Raw genomic sequence first — 22,642 nt, 5'->3', positions numbered from 1 at the left:
TTACGTATGTCGAAGATAAAGGAAATTATCTTTCCAGTTAAGTATTGTACACACTGTGGCAACTCATTAACAAATAAAACCTATAGTTTTACAAATGAATTTTGGAAGCTAAATGAAACCGTCTATTTTTTTTGGTGTGACGAATGCAATTGGCAAGGAGAAGTGAAAGAGTTAAAGCAATTTGTGGCACAGGAACTAGAGGAATAAGAATTTGCTGAAAAATAGCCATACTAATTGGTTTGGAGAGGGGAAGTGGGTATGTCTTCGATTGACGAGTTAAAAGAAAAGGTTGCAAAATCTTGTCAAATTCTAGCAATGGAAGGATTAGTGGAAGGAATTCTCGGTCATGTGAGTGTGAAAATAGGAGAAAATCGAATGCTCATACGCTGTCGAGGACCTGAGGAAAAGGGGCTTTTGTATACGACAGCAAATGATATTAAGGTTGTTGATTTTGATGGAAGGGGTGAGACGTTAGTTGACCATAAACCCCCTAATGAACTTCCAATCCATGGTGAAATTTATAAAAGAAGAGAAGAGGTTCAATGTGTGATCCATGCCCATCCGCCTCATGCGCTCATTTGTGGGATATCAAATCTTCCGCTAAAGCCAATATTTGGGGCGTTTAATATTCCAGCAGCCCGGATGGCAAAAGCAGGAATCCCTATTTTTGGTCACTCCTATTTAATTACTCGGTCTGAATTAGCGAGTAAAATGATGGAAGCAATGGGGGAGCGAGATATTTGCTTGTTAAAGGGCCATGGAATTACAGTGACTGGACATAGTGTAGAGGAAGCGACCGTCCAAGCAATCAACTTTAATCAGCTCGCTACGATTACGTTAGAAGCAATGAAAACAGGCTTTGAGCCTGACGAGATACCAGCTGAAGACTTTGATGAATTACCTGATTTAGGAACAAAGTTCAATGCCCATTGGAACTGGCAATACTTAGTGCACAAGTTATCAAGGTTTTTATCTTAATTGTTTAGGGGTGGGAGGATGAGAGAACGAGAAATAAGAGTTGGAATAGCAGGACTTGGTATTGCAGGAACAGAATTTATTTCTTATGTTGAAAGACATCCAAAAATGAAGGTATCAGCTGCAGCAACTCGGGACAAAAAACGTCGGGAAGAGTTTGAAAAAGACTTTCAGGCTAGGGCTTATGAGTCGGTTGAGGCGATGTGTGAAAGCAATGAGATTGATGTAATTTATATTGCAACACCGACGGAACTACACAAAGAGCATGTCTTTATAGCTGCTGAAAACAGAAAGCACGTTATTGTCGAAAAGCCAATGGCTACGTCACTGGATGAAGCTACGTCAATGATTGATATTTGTGAAAGAAACGATGCTCATCTTCTCGTTGGTCATTCGCATAGCTTTGAGTTACCAATTATTGAGATGAAAAAAGTCATTGATAGTGGACAAATTGGTGATGTACGGATGATCCATAATCTTTATTACAACGACTGGATCTATCGACCACGAACGCCTGAAGAACTAAACACCTCATTAGGGGGAGGGGTTACATTTAGACAAGGCTCACATCAGTTTGATATCATTCGCTTTTTAGGTGGTGGAAAGGTTCGCAGTGTTCGCGCTTCAACAGGGAGATGGGATAAAGAGCGTGATACAGAAGGGAGCCACTCTGTCTGGATGGAGTTTGAAAATGGCGTTACAGCTACAGCCATTTATAATGGCTATGACCATTTTCATTCGACCGAATTAACAAACGGGCTGGGGGAAGGTGGGCCTGTTCGAAGTAACGAGCCCTATGGAAACGCTAGGAAGCAAATAAAAAGAACGATGTCACCAATGGATGAAATCAAACAAAAAAATAGTCGTGGCTATCAATCATCATCTAAGGCGACAAAGCAACAAAAACCGAAAAATCACCCCTTCTTTGGTCTAACGATCGTTAGCTGTGAAAGAGGCGATATCCGTCAATCTCCCAATGGAATTTTTGTTTATGGTGAAAATGAAAAAGAGGAAATTTTGATACCAACAACAACTAATGGGAGAGATGTTGTATTAAATGAAATGTATGAGGCCATTGTAAATGATGCACCTATTATCCATGACGGACGTTGGGCAAGGGCGAATTTAGAAGTCTGTATCGCTTCATTAAGATCTGCAGAATTAAAGAAAGAGATAATTTTAGATTATCAGGTTCCTGTGTGAAGTTGATAATCGAGGGGAGAAGAATCCATGGGAGAGCTTTTTGCCATCATCGCATTAGTATTATTTTCAATAAACATTATTTTGACAAAAATTGCTTCTGGACTTCTCAATATAAAAGTTGGTTTTTTAATATCGATCACTGTAAATGTTCTATTTGCTAGTTTGTTATTTATTGGACATTTAGTGATTCGAGAAAGTAGTTTTATGATTCATTGGCCGGCGTTTTTTCTATTTCTATTAGCCGGTTTTTTTTCTACGTATTTGGGCAGGTGGCTATTTTTTGAAACGATTATTAAAATTGGGCCTTCGAAAGCGAGTATGTTCCAAGTAAGTAATCCCATTTTCACGGTTATTATTGCAGGGTTACTATTAGGTGAGCGTTTAACCTATACAGATTGGATTTCAATTTTTTTAATGATTTCAGGGTTGTTAACAATTAGTTATGTTCCTTCACAACAAAGACACGCCTTACGAAAAGATTTGGTACGCTTTGCTAACCTTCATTCACTGAAAGACTATATCATGCCAGGGGTTTGGATTGCCTTGCTTAGCGCATTATCCTATGCAGTAAGTAACATTCTTCGTGGTGTAGCAGTTCAAGACTGGAATGAACCGATTCTAGGTGCTTTACTTGGTGCCATTGTTGGACTCGGTTTTCACATGGTCTTTAGTTTAAAAACAAAAAATATTTTTACAACGTTGAAGGAAGCCGACCGTTTCGCTTTAAAGCTTTATTGTTTAAGTGGAATTTGTACGATCAGCGCTCAAATTTTTTTAATTAGCTCCATGTTTTACATTCCTATTTCCATTGCGAACTTAATTACATTATCTACACCGATCCTTGTTACGCCTTTAAGCTATTTCTTGTTAAAAAATGCAGAGAATATCACCCTTAGAACGATCGTTGGTGGGGTGTTAGTTTTAATTGGAATTAATGTTGTTGTGATCTTTTAAAAAATAGGAAAGTTAAAAGGTGTGAGGCTATGGGTGGAGTCATTCGGCAGACTTGGAATTATCCAACGATATTATTGACGTTTGCTACATTTTTCTGGGGTGGAAATGCGGTTGTAGGGCGTTATTTGGCACCTGAGTTTAGTCCCGTAACGATTTCATTTTTACGAATTCTCCTTTCAGTACTAATCATTTTGCCGTTTATCTTTGAACCCTTAAAAAAAGAATGGGGACAGGTAAAAAAACATTTACCTCTCTTTTTCTGGTTTGCATTAACAGGAGTGATTGGATATAATTTCATGTCTTATTGGGCGCTATCTTACACATCTGCTATTAATGTAGCGATTTTAAATAGCTTATCCCCCATTTTTATCATGTTTTTGTCATTCGTTATCATAAAGGAAGTACCAAAGGGAAGAATCATCTTTGCTGTCATTGTTTCAATGCTTGGTGTTGTTTGGGTGATGTTCGATGGTAGTATCGTAAGGTTACTTGCGGTTCAATGGAATTTTGGGGATGTGGTCATGTTAGGTGGCGTGTTGTCTTGGGCAGTTTACTCCATTCTATTGATGCGAAAGAAACTAAATGTTCACCCGATCGCTCTTTTTGGGTACAGTTCAATCATTGCTGTTTTTTTGCTAATCCCTTTTACCGTTTATGAATGGGTAAAGTATGAGAACGTGTTTGCTGTGGCTACTCATCTTCATTGGGCAGGGCTCCTCTACTTAGGTGTATTTCCATCCATTTTCTCCTTTCTCTTTTGGAATCGCTCTGTTTATTTAATAGGTGCTTCTAGGTGTTCAGTCTATATGAATTTAACTCCAGTTTTTGCAGCAATATTAGGGGTTTTCCTCATAAATGAAAATCTGACTTTTGCACAAGGGATTGGTGGGGTGCTTATTTTTGTTGGTATATTCATAGCGACACGGTTTAAAAAATAAATATTCCAGCATGTTAAAGATGGTTAGTACGGATGTGTGATTAGGAATTTTTTTGAAAGTCTTGCATATAGTGCAAACGAAAGCTTTTATAATCAAAGGTAATCGTATAAAATGTTTTTAAAAATAAGATTATTCAAAATATTAAATGTACTTATTTAGAGATAATAAATTGAACACATTTTAATGTGTATTTGAATTTTTTGGTAATCATAAAGCGCATGTATCCGATAAAATATGTGTTTTTTGATAAAGCAAGATACAAAGTTGTTTTTCCAGAAGTCGCTGATGTCAATAAAAAACTAGTAAAGAGGAGGCTGTAAACTTTGGATCAAACACTTTATGATTATTCACCAATTATTCGCCGTCCTAAAATGAAATTTCCAAATGGAGCAAGAGTTGCTTTATGGATAGGGCTTAATATTGAGCATTATCAATTAGATAAGCCCTCTACAAGCATATTTGGTGGTACCGCAGGCTTGGTCCCTGACCCCTTAAATTATGGATGGAGAGATTACTCTCCTAGAGTAGGAGTTTGGAGAACAATGGATGTGCTTGACAAATTCGGAATACGAGCAAGTGTCCTTTTGAATTCAGATGTTTGCCATAAGTATCCAGAAATAATTGAGGAAGGAAACAAAAGAAATTGGGCTTGGTTGGCACATGGCAAAAACAATTCGATATTACAAACAAATATGACTATTGAAGAAGAACGTCTTTATTTAATAGAGGTAGTGTCAACAATAAAAAAGTATACAGGGAAAGAGCCAAAAGGATGGTTAGGGCCAGCTTTATCAGAAACAATTAACACACCTGATTTACTTGAAGAACTCGGTTTGACTTATTTACTTGATTGGTGCAATGATGAACAGCCGTTTAAATTAAATACAAAACAAGGAAAAATGATTTCAATTCCTTATTCTATTGAAATAAACGATGTTACGATGTTTATTGGCACAGGAATGAGCGGAGAAGATTTCTATCAAACCCTTGTTGATCAATTTGAAGTTTTATATGAAGAAGGAGAAAAGACAGGAAAAGTCATGTGTATTTCTCTGCATCCTTTTATTACAGGGCTGCCTTTTAGAAGTAAGTACTTGAAAAAAGCGTTGGATTATATTACGAATCATGAAAACATATGGATAACGACTAGTGATGAAATAGCTGAATGGTATCAAGCCGAGTATTTACATGCTTCTCAAAAACATATAGAAAATATAAATTGAAAAGTGAGCTGAAATATATAGCTATAGCATCAACAATTATTGTTCCCCAAAAAAAGCGGTTAGTTTGCTAAAATCATTAGACAGAAAGGGCGTAGGAGGATGAATGATAGTTTTTGGATAGAAAAAGGATTCTCTCGTAATGTGGGATTTGGTAAAACACCTGCACTCCTTATTATTGATATGATGAAGGCATTTACGGATAGTAGCTATCAGCTTGGTACGGAAAAGCTAGCGGAATTAATTAATCCTATTAATCAATTAATTGAAAATGCACAACATAGTGGGATACCAATTATTGTTTCGACTATGGCCTATAATCATGAAATAGAGACAGGACTATGGGGAAAAAAAATGACTGGTCTAGCTTCTTTAAAACAAGGTAGTGAAGCAGTTGAACTAGATCAAAGGATTGCTTTAGGAGAAAACAGCATTTTTATTGTAAAGAAATTTGCGTCTGTTTTTTTTGCAACCAACTTACTGTCAATTTTAAAAGGTTTAAATGTAGATACATTAATCTTAACTGGGTGTACAACGTCTGGCTGTGTGAGAGCAACAGCTGTTGATGCCATCCAATATGGTTTTCATCCAATTGTAGTTGAAGAAGCTGTAGGTGACAGGTGTGAAGTATCTCATGCACAATCGCTAAAAGATATTCAAAATAAATATGGTGATGTAATAAAACTACATCATTGCAAACAAAAGATGTCACAACTAGGAGTGATGGCTTTGTCACAGAGAGATATTTCAAATTAAATGAATAAAACAAAGGAGATTTTCATTGGAATAATCGAGCAGATATAGAAGCTATTCGCAAACATTGCTCATGAACACGGAGTTCCTTTAAGTGTGGATAACACATTTGCTACGTCATATCTTTGCCGCTCAATTGAGCACGGGGCAGACATTGTCGTTCATTCTGAGACAAAATTTATTGGAAGACATGGGACGTCCATAGGTGGGACGTTGATTCTGGTACGAGGACAAGAAGTTATTAACCGTTTGCAGTTGTTCCCTCACTTAGCCAACGTCAGGGATGCGAAATCTCTTGTCAATCATCCAGCCAGCACAACCCATCAGCAGCTAGATGAAGAAAGGCAGAGAAGCGCCGGTGTAATTCCAGATATGGTACGATTATCAATCGGGAGCGAAACAGCAGAAGTCCTTTTATGGGATCTTGATCAAGCGCTTCGTGCAAGTTAAAAGTCATTTATTTTAAAAAACAATAAATAAAACCTGTGAATCAGTGACTTCCACAGGTTTTATTTGGCTTTATCATTGATGAATGAATTAAAGGAAGGCATTTGTACGATTCCATTTGTTTGCCTTTTGCTCCAGTTTTTTAATCAAAGAATCTTTCCCCTCAATGTATGACGAGATGTCAGTCGGAAATTGTTTTGCTAGCGCAAGCTTTAGTTCTCCATATTGTTGAGCGTCTTCAGGATGGGCCGCTAAATAATCCCGAAACAATAGATGTCTCTTTATTTCTGGGTGACCTACTTCAAAGACGTGAACATGGTGTGTTCGTTCATCTCCGCCCTTTTGAAAAAAACGACGGCCAGCTATTCCCTTTTCCCCTTTGCGTTCGTAACCAAACAGCTCCATATCATGATTGTATTTGTCAATCTTTTTAATGCTCTTAACCTCTATTAATAAATCAATTATTGGCTTTGATGCAAGATTTGGAACAGACGTACTGCCAATATGGTGAATGTCAATGATTTCACTTGAAAAGATAGCTTTGAGGGATTTCGCTTCCTTTTGAAAAAGTGCAACCCAATAATCTTGATACGGTAATACGATGACCTTTCTCATTTTCTTCTCCTTTTGTTAATTTATTATTAGTGTAGCAAATAATAAAGGTCGGAGGATTGAAATAAAGGCTAGAAAAGAAAATTCTTCATGAGGATTAGTGAAGTGGTAATGGGCGTAACGTAATTTTTATATCTTTGGGCATTTTTCGTTCTTTTTGTGCGGTTTTCAAATAATTGTACATCGCTTTCCCGCCTCCAGCATTTGCTGAGTGGATCGTGATTCTTTCAGCAAACAGCTGCTGCTCCACCATCATTTTTACGAGCATAAGGCCATTTCTTTTTTTGTTTTCAAGGTCGTGATCCAAAGATAAATGATCAATCTTAAATTTTTTTAACAGCATAAAGCATTCATCAATGTTTTCAGCGAGAAAATAGCCTTGGGGACAAGCACGGTAATCATCAAGAAACACATTAATTTTCTCCATGCGTTTCCTCCTTTTCATGCTTTTTTTTATCCTAGCATACATTTTTAGGGAAATATATACAAAAAGTGCTATTATTTGATAATAAGTAAAAGGGCATGGGGATTTATTGATAGATCTTGTCGATCAAGAAGAGAACAAACAGTATAATTTTCCTTTTTTACTTAAAAGGGGCTGGGACAAAAGAATTTTTATTGATGAGAACTCCGAAGGTCATGATCGTTGATGGATTGCATTCGCTTCGGAAATATCCTTCGCTATGGTTGTGCATTGTTCGCATTTTCAATCATACACGTTATTTATGTCCCAGCCTCTTTTCTTACCTCTAGTCAAGTGTTTTTCATCACATTTATATGGGTTAGAAGATTTAATTTAGAGGGGGAAGGGGGCTTCTCTCACTCCAAATTAAATTGCGTAAGGCAAATAGACCTAACGATGTGTGTTTTTTCGAAAGGTCAAGTGTGATATAGTATACGTAACTAATTTACGAACAGGTTAAACTGCTTCGTAATCATAGGTAATGTTGTGTGTGATGAGATGAAATACCACTTTCAAAAATTTATTCACACACGCTATTGACGCAACTTTATGGGGCTTTCCTTGAGGTTGCGTTTTTAATTTGTCGTAATACTCTACAATATGGTTGTTCGTCTTGGTGCGAAGTCTAATCATCGTTTGAATCATATAGAATAAGATTTTTCGTAGCTTGTTATTCCCTCGCTTATTAATTTTATCCTTATAAAATGTCTTACCTGATTGATACCGCATGATATCAATCCCAACGTATGCATTTAATTGTTTAGGGTTTTTAAAACGTCGTAGATCCCCGAATTCTCCAATTAATCTTACAGCTGTTGCTTCACCAATCCCTGGAAATGAAAGTAATACCTTATACTCGATATGTTCCTCTGATAGAGTAACCATCTCTTTTATAAGTTTTTCTTTTTTCTCTTTTAAATCTGCAATACGTTTGGCATAATCTCGAACTTGGTCACAGCGGACATCTTCTCTTGATATCGCTGGGTAAGAATCTCTCGCTGCGTGAAGTAATTCGATGCCTTTCTCTTCAGCGCACGTAAGGGATATATTCTTTTTTGTATTCGCCTTGATTCGGTTTCGTATGACCGTTTTAGAACTATTTAATACTTCATCTGGGTGGGGAAATAGTTGAACGACATTTAAAAAGAGTGCCGAACGCTTAGAAAATAGATGTTCAAGCTCAGGGAAACTAAGTTGTAAAATTGCGTGCATACGACTAAATAGATTGATTACTTCACTATCTAATTCATTATAATAACGTGTGAGTGCACGCATTTGTTTATAATAAATTTCTTCTTGGTAAGTCGTGGTACGTTCTGTTCGAAAGTGAGATTTAGCTAGCTCATGAGCATCACTTTTATCCGTCTTATTACGGCGCATAGAAGACGTTTGTATAGTCGCTTCCAATGGGCTCACTCTATGATAAGTGTGACCTTCTGTTTGAAAAAAGTACTCTAATGGTCTTGAATATACACCTGTTGCTTCAAATACGATTTCAGGTGCTTGTCCATCCAGTGTAGTCAATTCATAAATTTTTTCATTCAAAGCTTTAAACGATGATTTAGTGTGGGTAAGTTCACCTTCATGTTCGCATTGCTTATGATGATTATAGATCACCATCGTACTTTTCCCCATACTAACATCGAATGCCAGTACATGTTTCATATTCACTTCTCCTTCTCTTGCCAATCATAGAAGCCTTCACATTGCCTTATCGATTCCACTTTCTTTTACTCGATCTCTTAGGACCCAACATACTAAACTGATTCAAATAAGGGTGTGAAGTTGGCCGGTTTTAAATGCGGACTCTTAAATGGTCCCAGAGGCTGGTCGGCCTTACTTCACTTCTACTATAAAAAATAGTAGCACAAACCCTGGCCGGGGTCTGTACTACTAATCTTAGTATGTTTTATATTGAGATTTATTCGTCATTTCTAATTCCTCCAAATAATCAGAGGAATGTTGTTTTATATTTAGCTGACCATCCTTCTCAATCAAATGCTTCTCTTCTGAGTTCATTCCTCCTTATTTAGTCGTTGTACTTTTCTATTCACTTATTGATTGACCTTAAACGTCTTTGAAGGATGAAGGAAAGAAGTGGTAACATTAAACCAATTGGACATTACTAAGATTATTTATCACTCGGAGGAAAAACGATGAAGCCCTTATTTTTTCCCTTTACTACAAAGCTTTATCGCGGGATTTTTATAGATAGACCCAATCGTTTCATTGTTGAAGTGAAGCTTGAACATGATGAGGTAGTTACTGCCCATTTACCTGATCCAGGCCGTTTAATCGAACTCTTAGTGCCAGGATGTTCTATATGGGTTCGGTATGTAGATGATGAGAAGCGGAAAACAAAATGGTCGGTTGTTCTTTGTGAAACACAATCAGGGGAAGGCTATGTTTCCCTTGATACGACCTTGCCCAATCGTCTTATTGCTAAAGGGCTTCAAGAAAAGCAGATTGAACCATTAAAGCAGTGGAATTTTGTCCGTGCTGAATATTTGTATGGTGGATCGCGGTGGGATTTTTTATTGGAGAACGAAGACAAACAATTACTGCTGGAGGTGAAAAGTGTGACCCTTGTAGAGAACAGAATTGCCCATTTTCCGGATGCGGTAACCGCTAGAGGAGCAAAGCATGTACGGGAATTAACTGAGATCCAGCAAACAGGAAATTATGAAACAGCCATTCTATTTGTGGTGCAGCGGGAGGATGCTGATGTGATTCGACCAGCTTTCCACATTGACCCGTTTTTTTCAGAAAGCTTGGTGGAAGCCGCTAGATTAGGTGTACAGCTTTACGGTCATACAAACCGCCTGTCATTAGACGGTGTTGCCTTAGGGAAGCCGATTCCAATCGAAGTGAGGGAAAAGGAATAATGATTTGTAAAGGGTGAAAGAATTGCTTCAGCCTCACACGGAGATATTTTATAAAAAATGGGCGTTCACCATGTTGGTGAAACGCCTCAAATGGGTTCTACCATTATTAATGTTCCATTTACTTTAAATGGCGGCGAAAGGCTGGGATCGTCCAATAGGTGCCTGCACGCCAAAACCATTCAAACGGTCCCATGTAGAAATTCTTTAACCAAATACGACTAGCAACCAACAAAAGCGCATAAAAGGCAACCACGAGAAGGGCTCCAAGAAATAAGCCAAGCTCTCCAAATAATCCAATCCCATATCCATAGAAGAGCGTTGTAAACACAATCGATTGCATGAGGTAATTTGTTAACGACATCCTTCCAGTATAAGCAAGCGGTTTTAATAAACGATGTCCTCTTTCAGTCTTTGAAAGAAGTGCGATGCTTGAAGCATAAAACATCGCAACAAGTGGACCACCAATTAAGATTTGAATCATCTCTAACTGATAGGATGGATTAAGAAAGTAAGCCGCTTTTAACGGAAAACCGACAAGCAAGGTCATCCACCAAACTTGTTTGATGAGTTTTTTGTGTTCTTTAATTTGTACAAGCCATTTCTTTCTTGCGACATAGGCACCGAGTAAGAACATCCCCATAACTGAGATGATGTTTGTAATAAAGATAAGGACATCACCGATAATTCCCATACCGGTTGGATCTGCTTCAACACGGAATTGGACAACATCTGCATAGCTTCCATTGCGCAGTACTTCATTTTCTTGCTCTGAATACTGAACAAAAGGCTCATTGAGCAAGGCTTCTTCCTCAGGAGAAACGGGGGATGCAGAACTAACAGCCATTAAGCCGAGCAAAATCAGTGCCCATACGAGCAGTCCCTTTTCTTTAAGCTTTAAGAAAAAGAAGAGGAAGAAGCCGCCAATGGCATACATAAAAAGAATATCTCCATCCCATATATAAGTGCCGTGCAAGAAGCCAACCCCAAGCAGGATGAACATTCGGCGCCAATAAAGTTTGCTGAAATCGAGTTCTCGTTGTTCGAGGCTCTCCTTCAACAAAGCCATTCCGTATCCAAATAAAAAGGAGAAAAGTGTATAAAAGCTTGCTTGACCAAAAATTTTTATGAAGACTTCCGTGGCATAATCCAATGAACCGAGCGGATAATCATTCGTATTTTCTGGAAACAATCCATACTGGAAATGCATGCTGTTCACAAGCAAAATACCAAATAGGGCAAGCCCACGCATCATGTCCAAAGCTTCGATGCGGTTTGAATCAAGCGTAGGTACAGGTTTTTGTGTCATCATTGCGCTCCTTTTCCAAATTTGAACCACATTTATTGTAGTGGGAATGTCTTATTTTTACAAGAAGCGAAAAACCTAACTTTTGAAGGATTGCTTTTCTCCTTCTAAAATAGTGAAGGATGAAATAAATATGGTACAAGTCTTCGTTTGATAGAGGATGTCTCCTTTTTAACATGCAGGAATCATTTGATTCTACGAAAAGTGTTCGCAAGCTAGTAAAAACTGAGGTGTAATTTATGAGTGCTTAAATGCTATACTAGACAATGGTAAACGCTCGAAATGAAATAAGTTTGTAGGAAAAGAGGAATTGCTTTGATTGAAACGTTTATCTTAGAGATGATTTATGCATTTAAATCTCTATCGTATTTTGGCATCACCTTGGCTTTAACCTTTGAGTTTATTCCAGCAGAGCTTGTCCTACCACTTGTTGGGTATTGGGTTTATCAAGGGGATATGAATTTATATTTAGCGATTCTTGCGGGAACGATTGGTGGGGTAACTGGACCACTAACCCTTTATGCGCTTGGTAGATATGGAGGTCGTCCTCTTGCGAATAAGTATGGAAAATATTTTCTAGTTCGTGAAAAGGAGTTAGATGCGGCCGATCGATTTTTTGAAAAGTATGGGGCGGGGGTTGCCTTTTTTGCAAGGTTTATGCCTGTTGTGCGAACGGCCATTTCAATACCGTGTGGAATTGCGAAAATGAATGTATACAAATTTTCCATCTATACGTTTTTAGCGATGCTACCAATTACGTCCCTATACATCTATGTTGGATATTTGCTTGGTCCAAACTGGGAAGAAGCGGGACATGTTGTGGCAAGATATCTTGAGCCCATCGTCATCGTTCTTCTCGTGCTTCTCATCATTTTTATTGGGTATAAAATTTATCAAAAGCGAGCAGCAAAAAAAAGTCTTTAATTTTGAGTCGAGATCCTCCTTTAGCCATTTAGTCTGAAGGGGGATTTTCTCATTTTATCGCTAGGATTAACGAAATAATTTATGAACCTTCCTTTTCGTTATACAGGGTTTTTCGTTACAATAGAGGAAGAAAGTAGGTGAATCGATGAAGATAGCCATTTATCAAATGGATGTTATTGCAGGAAATCCTAGAGCAAATGAGAGAAAAGTCCAAAAGTGGGTTGAGGAAACGATGGAGGCGGAAAAACCTGACATTCTTGTTCTTCCTGAAATGTGGACAACGGCGTACACATTAAAAGAATTGCAGGAATTAGCTGAGGATGACCGCCGTGAAACAGAACGATTTCTCCAAGGCTTGGCCAAACAACATCGTGTCAATCTTGTGGCAGGCTCCTATGCCACAAAAGTGAAGAATAAAATTTTTAACCGTGCGTTTGTTTTTAATCGAAGCGGAGAATTGGTTTATCATTATGACAAAATTCACCTTGTTCCGATGCTCGATGAACCACGCTACTTAGAGGCTGGAGAAAAGCATGCAGAGGTATTTGAGCTTGATGGGTATAAAATGGGGCTCGTCATATGCTATGATCTGCGCTTTCCAGAGCTAATCCGTGGTCTTGCTTTAGCGGGGGCAAACGTGTTGTTTGTCGTTGCCGAATGGCCCGAGGCCAGAGCATCTCATTGGCAAATTCTTCAACAAGCTCGGGCGATTGAAAATCAATGCTATGTTGTATCCTCGAACCGTGTTGGGACATATGACAATGTAGAATTCGCCGGCCGTTCTTTCGTCATTAACCCATGGGGAGATGTTGAAGCGAAAGGAAGTCAAGATCAAGAAGAGACGATAACTGCTACCATCGATGTAGGAAAAGTGCAAGAAATGCGTGAGCTAGTTCCTGTTTTTGCAAGCAGAGTGCCAACTAAATATAAGAAATTACATGAGGAGGCTACACAAATCAATGGGAAATAAAATAACAGAGTTGATTCAAAGTCACCGTTCAATCCGAAAATTCACCAATGAAGAGGTGGCAAACGAGATCATTGAAGACATTACATTATCAGGGCAATGGGCTCCATCTTCCAACCACATTCAGGCCTATAGCATTTTGGTCATTCAAGATCAAAGTAAAAAGCAAAAGCTTGCTGAACTAACAGGCAATCAAGTATATGTGGAAGAATGTCCTGTGTTTTTTATCATTTGCGCTGATTTTCATCGGCTACATACAGCGACAAAAAAACATCAATCTACTTTTGAAATCAATGAAGTAGAAAACGTAATGGTTGGAGCTGTTGATGCAGCCCTTGTGGCACAAAACATGTTCCTAGCAGCTCGCTCCTACGGGCTAGGTGGCGTGATGATCGGTGGGATTCGAAACAATCCTGAAGAGGTGGCAGCATTACTTGAATTACCAAAGTATGTGATCCCGATCATGGGTCTGTGTGTTGGGTATCCGGCGCAAAGTCCTCAGCAAAAGCCAAGGCTACCAAGACAAGCAGTAGTTCATCATGATCGCTATGAAAAAGACAAGCTAGAACAGCTTCTAGATCAGTATGATGAAGAAACGAGACGTTATTACATGGAACGTACCAATGGTAAGCGCTCCGACAGCTGGTCTGAATTAGTGGCGAAACATTTTTCAACACCGAAACGCCCTCATTTGAAAGGCTTTATCAAGAAGCAAGGGATTCATTTAGACTAAGAAAATAAAGAAAGGAGTCCTATTAAGCCAAATCGAATGAGGCTCAATAGGACTTTTGTTCAAAAATCGAACGCCTCCATTAGGAACGTACGCCACACCATTCGAGTATGAAAGCAGCGTAGGTTTTGGTGACATCTTTTACACTTTTGAGATCGACCCATTCATTCGTGCCATGCATCCCTTCACCGACAGGACCATAGCATGTGGCAGGTATGCCATATTCCAATAAAAAGGTGCGAATGTCGGTTTTAGCCGTAATCGAAGTCGTATTCAATTTTGTCCCATGAACGTGTTCATGCACCTTGGCGAGGGTTTGAAGCAAAGGTTCGTCTTTGTTTATTTCAGCACCCTTTGCCTTAAAGCCAAAGAAGGCAAGCTCTGGTTTTGTATGGGAAAGCCATTCATCTTGATAACAGGCTTCCATGATCCACGCTTTGACCTCTTTCTGAATCTTTGCTGGATCGATTTGTGGATAAAAACCGATCCGAACTTCTAGGGTACACTCTGAAGGTACGCTTGATGGCCAGTCACCACTGTGAAGTGTTCCGATGTTAACGTTGAGAGGGTGGGGATGATGGACAAAGGCTGGGTGCTTTGGCTGTTGATTGATATGTTTCTCATATTGCTCGAGAGCTTTAAGTAGCACATACGCTTTTTCAATTGGATTCACCGCTTGATCCGCTCGCTCAGTATGGGCGCCTATACCTTTTACCTTTATCCTCAACCAAATCACCCCTACTTGAGCAGTAACAGCCTTTAAGCCAAAAGGCTCAGGAATAAGAGCGCCGTCTGCAATATGCCCTCTCTCAAGGGCAGCAAGGGCGCCGTTTCCTGTGCATTCCTCTTCAATGACAGACTGAAAGATGACGTCAGCGCCTAGACGAATGCCCGCTTCTTGAATCCCGCGATAGGCAAAAATCATCGCTGCCATTCCCGCTTTCATATCTTGGATGCCCCTGCCATACATGCGATCACCGACAATTGTCGCTTTCCACGGATGATAATCCCACTCTTGCATCGGCTCTGGGCTGACAACGTCCACATGGCTTTGGAGGATTAAGCTCTTTCCGACAGATTTTCCTTTTGTCCGTGCTGTGCCGACTACGACAGGTCGACCTGTATAGCTCCATTCCACAGGGACATAGGCAGGATGTTCGCTTAGTGTCTTCGGCTCTGGGACAAACTTATCAACTTCTAATTTTAAAACGTTCGAAAAGTAGTCTGCCACATAAGCTTGAATGGCACCTTCATTTCCAAGTGTACTAGGAAAACGACCGAGCGTTTGTAAAAAGAAAACTTCCTCTTCCCATAGACGTTCTATTGCCATCATGACTCGTTCTTGAATTTCTTTCATGAGCATGGCCTCCTTCTCTTCTACAAGAATATGAAGCAGCTCCTTGATTCCATGACAGTTTGAAGAATGAGAAGAGAAAATGAAGATTGACAAACGCTGATGATCTCCATAAAATTTAAGCAAACTATGCAGAATATTAAATTTTTTCCTAAAAGGCTAAGGGTGCAGAGCCATAGACTTCAATGGCATGGCCCTACCCTCTCGATTCTGAACGAATAAGAGATTCCGTAAGTAGAAATCGCTCTTTTCAGAAGAAAAGGGTTTTTTTATTTTGCATGCATCATTTTATATCCATTCAGTTTTAAAGCTGGGAACCAAAGGATTAGAGTTAAAAGGTAATAGCAGGATCAATAGTATATGGAGTGATCAAGATGAAAACCTTTAAGCCGTCAGCAGCCCTTCAGCGGTTGCCAAATCAGTTTTTTGCAAAGCTTGTAAAAAAGGTAGGAGAAGTTATGCAAGAGCATGATGATGTGATCAACCTTGGTCAAGGTAATCCAGATCAGCCAACCCCTGGGCATATTGTCGAGAAGCTAAGACAAACGTCGGGGAATCCTCTCTATCATAAGTATGCACCCTTTGATGGGTATCCATTTTTAAAGGAAGCGATTGCAAGCTATTACTTCAGAGAGTATGGAGTGAAAATTGACCCTACAACTGAGGTCGCTGTCTTAGGTGGGACGAAAACAGGGCTTGTTGAAATCAGTCAATGTTTTTTAAATGAAGGGGATATTGCGCTTGTTCCTGACCCTGGGTATCCTGATTACTGGTCCGGCATTGCCCTTGCAGGGGGGAGAATGGAGACGATGCCATTGCGAGCTGAAAATGAATTTTTGCCAAATTTCAAAGAAATTCCCCAATCTGTGTTAGAAAAAGCGAAGCTAATGTTTTTAAATTATCCGAACAACCCTACAGGCGCCACGGCAACCCCTGAATTGTTTGAAGAAGCGATTGCACTAGGGAAGGATTACGATGTTTGCATCATTCACGACTTTGCTTATGCTGCAATAGGCTATGAAGGAAAAAAGCCGCTTAGCTTTTTGCAGATTCCAGGTGCTAAAGAGGTAGGCGTGGAAATGATGACCTTGTCAAAAACCTATAACATGGCTGGATGGAGAGTCGGGTTTGCAGTTGGAAATCCAAGCGTGATTAAAGCCCTTGAGTTAATTCAGGATCACTATTATTGCAGTCTTTTTGGTGGCATTCAGGAGGCAGCTGCCCATGCTTTGTTAAGTGAACAAAAATCGGTGGAAGCGTTAGTTGCTACCTATGAATCACGCCGTAACGTGCTCGTAAAAGCAGCAACTGATATTGGCTGGAATGTGAAAGCCCCGGCAGGCTCCTTTTTTGCTTGGTTTCCTGTCCCTGATGGCTACCGTTCAGAGGAATTTGCAAATTTCTTATTAGAAGAAGCAAGGGTAGTTGTTGCCCCAGGTAATGGCTTTGGTGAGTGGGGAGAAGGCTTTGTGCGAATTGGTTTACTGAGCAATGAAAAGATTCTTCGCGAAGCGATGGAAAGAATTCGGCAGCTTCACTTGTTCGAGAAGGAATAAGACAAACATTCCCTTTCATATGACGTAAAGAAGACGATTACGTATTGGAGGGGTTCATGTGTTCAAAAGAATTGATAAGCTGATCATTGATTTGCCGAAGCCTGATCATCCTGATGCCAATGCAGCAGCTGCCGTTCAAGAATTGCTTGGCGGCCGATTTGGAGAGATGTCTACCTTAAATAACTACATGTATCAATCGTTTAATTTTCGGAACAAAAAGAAATTACGACCGTTTTATGAGCTAGTTGCGAGCATAACGGCAGAGGAGTTCGGTCATGTTGAACTCGTTTCCAATACGATTAATTTGATGATCGAAGGGACAACCTTCCCTGGAGATCCCGATATTTCTCCAATGCAGGATGCAAAGGATAAGCGAAATACGTATCATTTTATCGCAACGGCACAAACGGCGTATCCTATGGATTCCATGGGGGCATCGTGGCGTGGTGATTATGTTGTTAGCAGTGGAAATTTAATCTTTGATTTGCTGCACAATTTTTTCTTAGAAGTGGGGGCAAGAACGCATAAAATGCGTGTATATGAAATGACCAATCACCCAGTCGCAAGAGAAATGATTGGTTACTTACTCGTTCGTGGCGGGGTCCATATTATCGCCTATGCTAAAGCACTGGAGATCGCTACAGGTGTCGATATGACCAAGATGCTCCCGATTCCTGATTTGAGCAACCGAAAATTTGACGCAGCCCGAAAGTTTGAAGAACAAGGGCTTCATCGCAAACTATATACCTGGAGCGACACTGATTATAAGAAAATTACGCAAATTTGGAAAGGAGAGCATCCAACGGAAGGGGGCCTCTTGGAAGTCGTACCTGGAACGCCTGAAGGGGGCCCGATCCCAAATCTTCAAGAGCTTCCAGAGGAGTTTGCGCCAGGTATTTCTGAAGAGGACTTTCTTGAAATTGCAAAGCGTCTCCAGCGTTCTGCTGGATTGTAGAAAAGGAGGCTGGGACATAACGAACGTGTATGATTGAAAAAGCAAACAATGCACAGCCTTAGCGAAGTATATTTCCGAAGCGAATGCTATGCAGCAACGATCATGACGGTCGGATGTCTCATCAATGTCCAGCCTCTTTTTTTTCATAAAAGATAAGAAGTTTGTCTGGTTAACGCTTTCAAGTATGATCAGAATTCGCTATGATGAAAAGGAGAAGAGCGAAAGGGGAGAGAAAATGAAAACAATTGAGCTTTCTGTCATTCCTGGAGATGGTGTAGGAAAAGAGATTATGCCCCATGCTTTGAACGTGTTGGATATGGTGGCGGAGCTTCACGGTGGAATTCAATTTAAAAAAACGGAATACCCGTGGAGCTGTGAATATTATTTGGAGCATGGCTCGATGATGCCAGAAGATGGCCTTGAGCGGCTTCAGCAAAGCGATGCCGTTTTTTTAGGGGCGGTTGGGAATCCTCAGCTTGTCCCAGATCATGTGTCATTATGGGGGTTACTCATAAAGATTCGTCGAGGCTTTCAACAAGCCTTAAATGTCCGCCATGCAAAGCAAATTCGTGGTATTGAACCGACAATTACACGAGCAAATGGCTTTGATTTAATTGTCGTACGGGAAAATAGCGAGGGTGAATATAGCGAGGTTGGGGGACGGATTCATCAAGGAGATGATGAAATCGTTGTTCAAAATGCGGTCTTTACAAAAAAAGCGACAAAGCGTGCAATGGCGTATGCGTTTGAACTAGCAAAAACGAGGAACAACCATGTGACAAGTGCGACAAAGTCAAATGGGATTGTTTTTTCCATGCCATTTTGGGATGAGGTATTTCAGGAAGTAGCTGATCATCATCCACAAGTGAAAACGCAATCTATACATATCGATGCTTTAACAGCGTATCTTGTTTCAAAACCGTCAGAATTTGATGTGATTGTGGCAAGCAACCTGTTTGGTGATATTTTAACGGATGTAAGTGCAGCAGTCATGGGCAGTATTGGCATTGCACCAGCTGCGAATTTAAATGTGGACGGGACGTATCCATCGATGTTTGAACCAGTCCATGGTTCAGCCCCAGATATTGTCGGTAAAGGCATTGCCAATCCAATTGGTCAGATTTGGACGGGGAAAATGATGCTCGACCATTTCGGAGAGAAGGAGTTAGCTGCAAAGCTCCTTGACATTGTAGAGGATGTTACCGAGGCAGGAATTAAAACCCCAGATATTGGTGGGAGTTCATCAACTGAAGAAGTGAGTGAAGCCATTATCGAACGTTTAAAGCAGCTGCGTTAATAAAATAGAAAGGTGGATTACAATGAATGAAATCAAAAATATTTATTGTATTGGCCGGAATTATGCCAAACATGCAGTCGAGCTTGGGAATGCGATTCCTGAAAAGCCAATACTCTTTTCAAAACCGACTCGTGCATTGACGGTTGCAAAAGGACAAACCGTTCTGTTTCCAAGTAACCGAGGGGAAATTCATCATGAATTAGAAATTGTGCTCCATGTTTCAAAAGATGTGAAGCAAGGTGATCATGTGGAAGATGTAATCGATAAAATGGCTTTAGGCATCGACTTCACCCTTCGAGACGAACAAAGCGAACTTAAAAAACAGGGACATCCTTGGCTAAGAGCAAAGGGTTTTAAATCTTCAGCGATTGTCACTGATTTTTGGGCTTTTCCAGGAATCGAAGCATGTCGCAACACTAATTTTTCTTTAACCAAAAATGGTGACATAGTACAGCAAGGAAACATTCAAGACATGATGTTTAATTTCCAGCAAATCATCGAGCAAATTTCTGAGGCGTTTGGATTAGGGACTGGTGACATTATTTATACTGGCACCCCTGAAGGTGTTGGGGCGATCCAATCAAACGATGAGTTCCGCTTTTATTGGGGAGAGGAAGAGAAAGGAAGCTTTATCGTTTCCATGTAAAGAAACTGAGTTGCAACGTAGCAAAGAAAAATTCTTTCAATGAAAAACGAGTTGGACGCTCACAATGGTTGAGGCGCCCAACTCGTTTTTGTTATTGACTATTAATGTAAGCTTCTCTAACAGGTTATTTAGGATGCCAGTTAAAATGATTGCTAGTTATAAAGACAATAGTTCGTTAAAATAAAAGTAACGCTTGCTGAAGGGATAAGTAAAATGAAAGAGAAAGAATCATTTGAAAGCTTGCAAGAGGCAATTGATGTATTAAGTCAGACACTTGAATGTGCCATAACATTAGAAGACCGTAAGCATCGTTTGCTTGCATATAGTAAGCATAAACGAGAAACAGACCAGGCTCGAATTAGCACAATTATGAATCGACAAGTGCCAGATGAAGTCATTCAAAGGCTATGGCAAAATGGAACGCTGCAGCAGCTCAATCAATCTGATGAGCCGTTGCGTATTCCAGGTATATTAGAGGTGGGGCTTGGAGAGCGGATCGCTGTGGCGATTCGAAATGAGCGCTATGTGCTCGGGTACATATGGGCACTTGAGCTTGTGCAGCCATTAGGGAACAAAGAACTGGATTACCTTAAAAAGGTTGTCGAGGTTATTAAACAGATGATCTTAAAAGAACAGGAAAATCGTCATCAGCGTCGAAAAAAGCAGGAGTCTGTTTGGACAAAGTTGTTTCGTGGTTCCATATCTAATCATGCAGCACAGGAGGTTCTTCGTACATTACAGGTGCCGATCCCAACGAAAGGAGCGGTCATTCATTTTGAATGTTCGACGACCATCTCGCAGGAAAAGGATCAGGTGTTGACTTTTATTACAGAACGCGTTAAATCAAAGCTTCATGTCTCCTTTGCAGCGTTCATTGAAGACAGCTGGATTGTTTTCGTCTCCACACATACAAATGCTGCTTTCATGGAAAATGAGCTAGAGGAATTTGGAGTGAATTGGGAAAAATCATGGCAGGAGCAAGAGCCACAATCAACTGTTTATTGGGGCATTGGTCGAGTGTGCGATACACTCGAACATTTGGCAAAGAGCAAACAGGAGGCAAAAGAGGTTGTCCAATTAAAAAAGGTATTTGATCAAGAGTTACGAGGTAAACGCTTTTTTGATGAACTCGGATTTTATCGTCTCTTTTTAAGCCTACCCAAAGATACTTACATGTGGTTTCAAAGTGAGACATTGAAAACTCTTGTTCAATATGACAAAAAGCAGCAAACAGAATTAACCAAAACACTTGAGACATTATTGGATGTGGATTGCCGCATGAACGAAGCAGCGTCTATTTTACATGTCCATCCTAATACATTGAATTACCGAGTCAGACGAATGATCGAGCTAACAGGGCTGCAGCTCAAAGATATGAAAGAGAAGGTAAATCTTTATATGGAATTAAAACTGTTAAAATGGATGGAGAAAGATTCAGACTAACAAATGGCTTTATTTGTCCATACTTTTGTCGTAAAGATCAGTGCTTTAAGGGATGATAATGTTCTTGTTTTCTTCTCATACGATTTCGTAAATTAAAGAATAATGGGCGTACTAAGACAAGACAGTTATGTATTTGCATAAATAGTATGTAGAGTAAGAAAAGGAGCAGAGCCAAATGGAGAAAAATTGGACGCAGATCATTGCTCATCGAGGTGTGTCGAGTGATTATCCTGAAAATACAATGGTTGCTTTTAAAGCAGCAGAATCATTAGGGGTTGATGGAATTGAATTTGATGTGCAGCTAAGTAAAGATCATGTTCCTGTCATTATTCATGATTTAACACTTGGGCGCACGACAGATGGAAATGGTCTTGTTCGCAATAAAACCGTGATCGAGCTTAAAAAATTAAGTACTGGACGATGGTTCCATCGAAAATTCAAGCGTGAGTCGATTCCTACATTGGAAGAGGTTTTTCAATGGGCTCAAGGGCATGATTTACGACTAAATATTGAGTTAAAAGGTGTCGCGGAAGACCGAACGATTTTGCTTGAAAAGCTTCTTTTTCTACTTGAACGCTACAAAATGAACGAGAGAGTCATTGTATCCTCCTTTGATCATGTGCTTGTCAAAATGCTTCTTGAAGCAAAGCCAATGATAAAAACAGGGATCATCGTCATGGCAGCTCTATTCAATCCCAAGCCTTACCTTAAAGCAATCGGTACGACGGGTTATCATGTGAATTATCGTTCAGTGCTGAAAGAAGAGGTACAAATCTTACAAAATGAAGGAATTCATTTACGTCCCTATACGGTGAATCAGGAGTCAGCATTGCGCCGTTTATTCACATGGGGGGTTTCTGGAATTTTTACCGACTACCCTCATAAGGCTTTAATGCTTCGTGACGAAATTCAAGGTCTACACAATAACAGAAGCTAAAAAAGGATGTTCTCGGTTGAGAGCATCCTTTTTTATGCGTTGAGAAAGGACCATTTTAAAACCTAACCCAGGGACCAGTG

General features: G+C 39.8%; 22 protein-coding genes and 1 pseudogene. 18 read left to right on the top strand and 5 right to left on the bottom strand.

The window, feature by feature from the left end:
- Positions 1–6: 6 nt before the first annotated feature.
- The 8 genes and pseudogenes from BLT_RS0115880 to BLT_RS0115845 all read left to right on the top strand — a co-directional run.
- The gene (locus BLT_RS0115880; protein ID WP_017728761.1) at positions 7–207 is read left to right on the top strand and encodes a hypothetical protein; all 201 of its coding nucleotides are present in this window, start codon (positions 7–9) and stop codon (positions 205–207) included.
- 51 nt (positions 208–258) lie between these two features.
- Positions 259–978, top strand: coding sequence for a class II aldolase/adducin family protein (locus tag BLT_RS0115875; protein WP_017728760.1), 720 nt, complete (start codon positions 259–261; stop codon positions 976–978).
- A gap of 18 nt (positions 979–996) precedes the next feature.
- A complete protein-coding gene (locus BLT_RS0115870; RefSeq protein ID WP_017728759.1) occupies positions 997–2,178 on the top strand; it encodes a Gfo/Idh/MocA family protein in 1,182 nt (393 codons plus the stop codon).
- Positions 2,179–2,205: 27 nt separating this feature from the next.
- The gene (locus BLT_RS0115865; RefSeq protein WP_017728758.1) at positions 2,206–3,132 is read left to right on the top strand and encodes a DMT family transporter; all 927 of its coding nucleotides are present in this window, start codon (positions 2,206–2,208) and stop codon (positions 3,130–3,132) included.
- A 29-nt stretch (positions 3,133–3,161) separates the two neighbouring features.
- On the top strand, positions 3,162–4,070 hold the full coding sequence (locus tag BLT_RS0115860) for a DMT family transporter (protein WP_017728757.1): 909 nt from the start codon (positions 3,162–3,164) through the stop codon (positions 4,068–4,070).
- Between the two features lie 323 nt (positions 4,071–4,393).
- Positions 4,394–5,293, top strand: a complete 900-nt coding sequence (locus tag BLT_RS0115855) for a polysaccharide deacetylase family protein (protein ID WP_017728756.1) — start codon at positions 4,394–4,396, stop codon at positions 5,291–5,293.
- Between the two features lie 99 nt (positions 5,294–5,392).
- Positions 5,393–6,046: an isochorismatase family protein gene (locus BLT_RS22145; RefSeq protein ID WP_017728755.1), complete on the top strand. Its 654-nt coding sequence runs from the start codon at positions 5,393–5,395 to the stop codon at positions 6,044–6,046.
- Between the two features lie 57 nt (positions 6,047–6,103).
- Positions 6,104–6,493, top strand: a pseudogene (locus BLT_RS0115845) (PLP-dependent transferase); the annotation flags it as partial.
- A gap of 87 nt (positions 6,494–6,580) precedes the next feature.
- Here the strand turns inward: BLT_RS0115845 and BLT_RS0115840 are convergent.
- The 3 genes from BLT_RS0115840 to BLT_RS0115830 form a co-directional block, all read right to left on the bottom strand.
- Positions 6,581–7,105, bottom strand: coding sequence for a GrpB family protein (locus tag BLT_RS0115840; protein WP_017728753.1), 525 nt, complete (start codon positions 7,103–7,105; stop codon positions 6,581–6,583).
- 94 nt (positions 7,106–7,199) lie between these two features.
- On the bottom strand, positions 7,200–7,529 hold the full coding sequence (locus tag BLT_RS0115835) for a cyclic-phosphate processing receiver domain-containing protein (RefSeq protein ID WP_017728752.1): 330 nt from the start codon (positions 7,527–7,529) through the stop codon (positions 7,200–7,202).
- Positions 7,530–8,021: 492 nt separating this feature from the next.
- Positions 8,022–9,230 (bottom strand): IS110 family transposase, encoded by a 1,209-nt coding sequence (locus tag BLT_RS0115830; protein WP_017728219.1) that lies wholly within the window; start codon positions 9,228–9,230, stop codon positions 8,022–8,024.
- Positions 9,231–9,721: 491 nt separating this feature from the next.
- Between BLT_RS0115830 and sfsA the strand changes: the two genes are divergently transcribed.
- The gene (gene sfsA, locus BLT_RS0115820; RefSeq protein WP_017728750.1) at positions 9,722–10,450 is read left to right on the top strand and encodes a DNA/RNA nuclease SfsA; all 729 of its coding nucleotides are present in this window, start codon (positions 9,722–9,724) and stop codon (positions 10,448–10,450) included.
- Positions 10,451–10,568: 118 nt separating this feature from the next.
- On the opposite strand, the gene BLT_RS0115815 is transcribed toward sfsA, so the two are convergent.
- Positions 10,569–11,756, bottom strand: a complete 1,188-nt coding sequence (locus BLT_RS0115815; RefSeq protein WP_017728749.1) for a DUF418 domain-containing protein — start codon at positions 11,754–11,756, stop codon at positions 10,569–10,571.
- 312 nt (positions 11,757–12,068) lie between these two features.
- Between BLT_RS0115815 and BLT_RS0115810 the strand changes: the two genes are divergently transcribed.
- The 3 genes from BLT_RS0115810 (at position 12,069) to nfsA (ending at position 14,377) form a co-directional block, all read left to right on the top strand.
- Complete coding sequence (locus tag BLT_RS0115810; RefSeq protein WP_017728748.1) at positions 12,069–12,677, top strand: DedA family protein; 609 nt, start codon at positions 12,069–12,071, stop codon at positions 12,675–12,677.
- A gap of 145 nt (positions 12,678–12,822) precedes the next feature.
- A complete protein-coding gene (locus BLT_RS0115805; RefSeq protein WP_017728747.1) occupies positions 12,823–13,647 on the top strand; it encodes a carbon-nitrogen family hydrolase in 825 nt (274 codons plus the stop codon).
- On the top strand, positions 13,637–14,377 hold the full coding sequence (nfsA, locus tag BLT_RS0115800; protein ID WP_017728746.1) for an oxygen-insensitive NADPH nitroreductase: 741 nt from the start codon (positions 13,637–13,639) through the stop codon (positions 14,375–14,377). The genes BLT_RS0115805 and nfsA overlap by 11 nt, the downstream gene beginning before the upstream one ends.
- A 79-nt stretch (positions 14,378–14,456) precedes the next feature.
- Here the strand turns inward: nfsA and BLT_RS0115795 are convergent, their stop codons facing one another.
- Positions 14,457–15,731: an ArgE/DapE family deacylase gene (locus BLT_RS0115795; RefSeq protein WP_017728745.1), complete on the bottom strand. Its 1,275-nt coding sequence runs from the start codon at positions 15,729–15,731 to the stop codon at positions 14,457–14,459.
- A gap of 371 nt (positions 15,732–16,102) precedes the next feature.
- Between BLT_RS0115795 and BLT_RS0115790 the strand changes: the two genes are divergently transcribed.
- From BLT_RS0115790 to BLT_RS0115765, 6 genes are all read left to right on the top strand, one after another.
- The gene (locus tag BLT_RS0115790; RefSeq protein WP_017728744.1) at positions 16,103–17,284 is read left to right on the top strand and encodes a pyridoxal phosphate-dependent aminotransferase; all 1,182 of its coding nucleotides are present in this window, start codon (positions 16,103–16,105) and stop codon (positions 17,282–17,284) included.
- Positions 17,285–17,342: 58 nt separating this feature from the next.
- Positions 17,343–18,239: a manganese catalase family protein gene (locus BLT_RS0115785; protein WP_017728743.1), complete on the top strand. Its 897-nt coding sequence runs from the start codon at positions 17,343–17,345 to the stop codon at positions 18,237–18,239.
- A 235-nt stretch (positions 18,240–18,474) separates the two neighbouring features.
- A complete protein-coding gene (locus tag BLT_RS0115780; protein ID WP_026105155.1) occupies positions 18,475–19,536 on the top strand; it encodes a tartrate dehydrogenase in 1,062 nt (353 codons plus the stop codon).
- A gap of 22 nt (positions 19,537–19,558) precedes the next feature.
- Positions 19,559–20,182 carry a fumarylacetoacetate hydrolase family protein gene (locus tag BLT_RS0115775; RefSeq protein WP_017728741.1) on the top strand — a complete coding sequence of 208 codons (624 nt, stop codon included), beginning with the start codon at positions 19,559–19,561 and terminating at the stop codon, positions 20,180–20,182.
- 213 nt (positions 20,183–20,395) lie between these two features.
- The gene (locus BLT_RS0115770) at positions 20,396–21,625 is read left to right on the top strand and encodes a PucR family transcriptional regulator (RefSeq protein WP_017728740.1); all 1,230 of its coding nucleotides are present in this window, start codon (positions 20,396–20,398) and stop codon (positions 21,623–21,625) included.
- A 175-nt stretch (positions 21,626–21,800) separates the two neighbouring features.
- Positions 21,801–22,562 carry a glycerophosphodiester phosphodiesterase family protein gene (locus BLT_RS0115765; protein WP_017728739.1) on the top strand — a complete coding sequence of 254 codons (762 nt, stop codon included), beginning with the start codon at positions 21,801–21,803 and terminating at the stop codon, positions 22,560–22,562.
- Positions 22,563–22,642 lie beyond the last annotated feature (80 nt).

Source organism: Halalkalibacterium ligniniphilum (assembly GCF_000334155.1).
Classification (GTDB): domain Bacteria; phylum Bacillota; class Bacilli; order Bacillales; family Bacillaceae_D; genus Halalkalibacterium; species Halalkalibacterium ligniniphilum.
The sequence above is the reverse complement of the archived record's forward strand: the minus strand, read 5'-3'. Positions and strand labels throughout refer to the sequence as shown.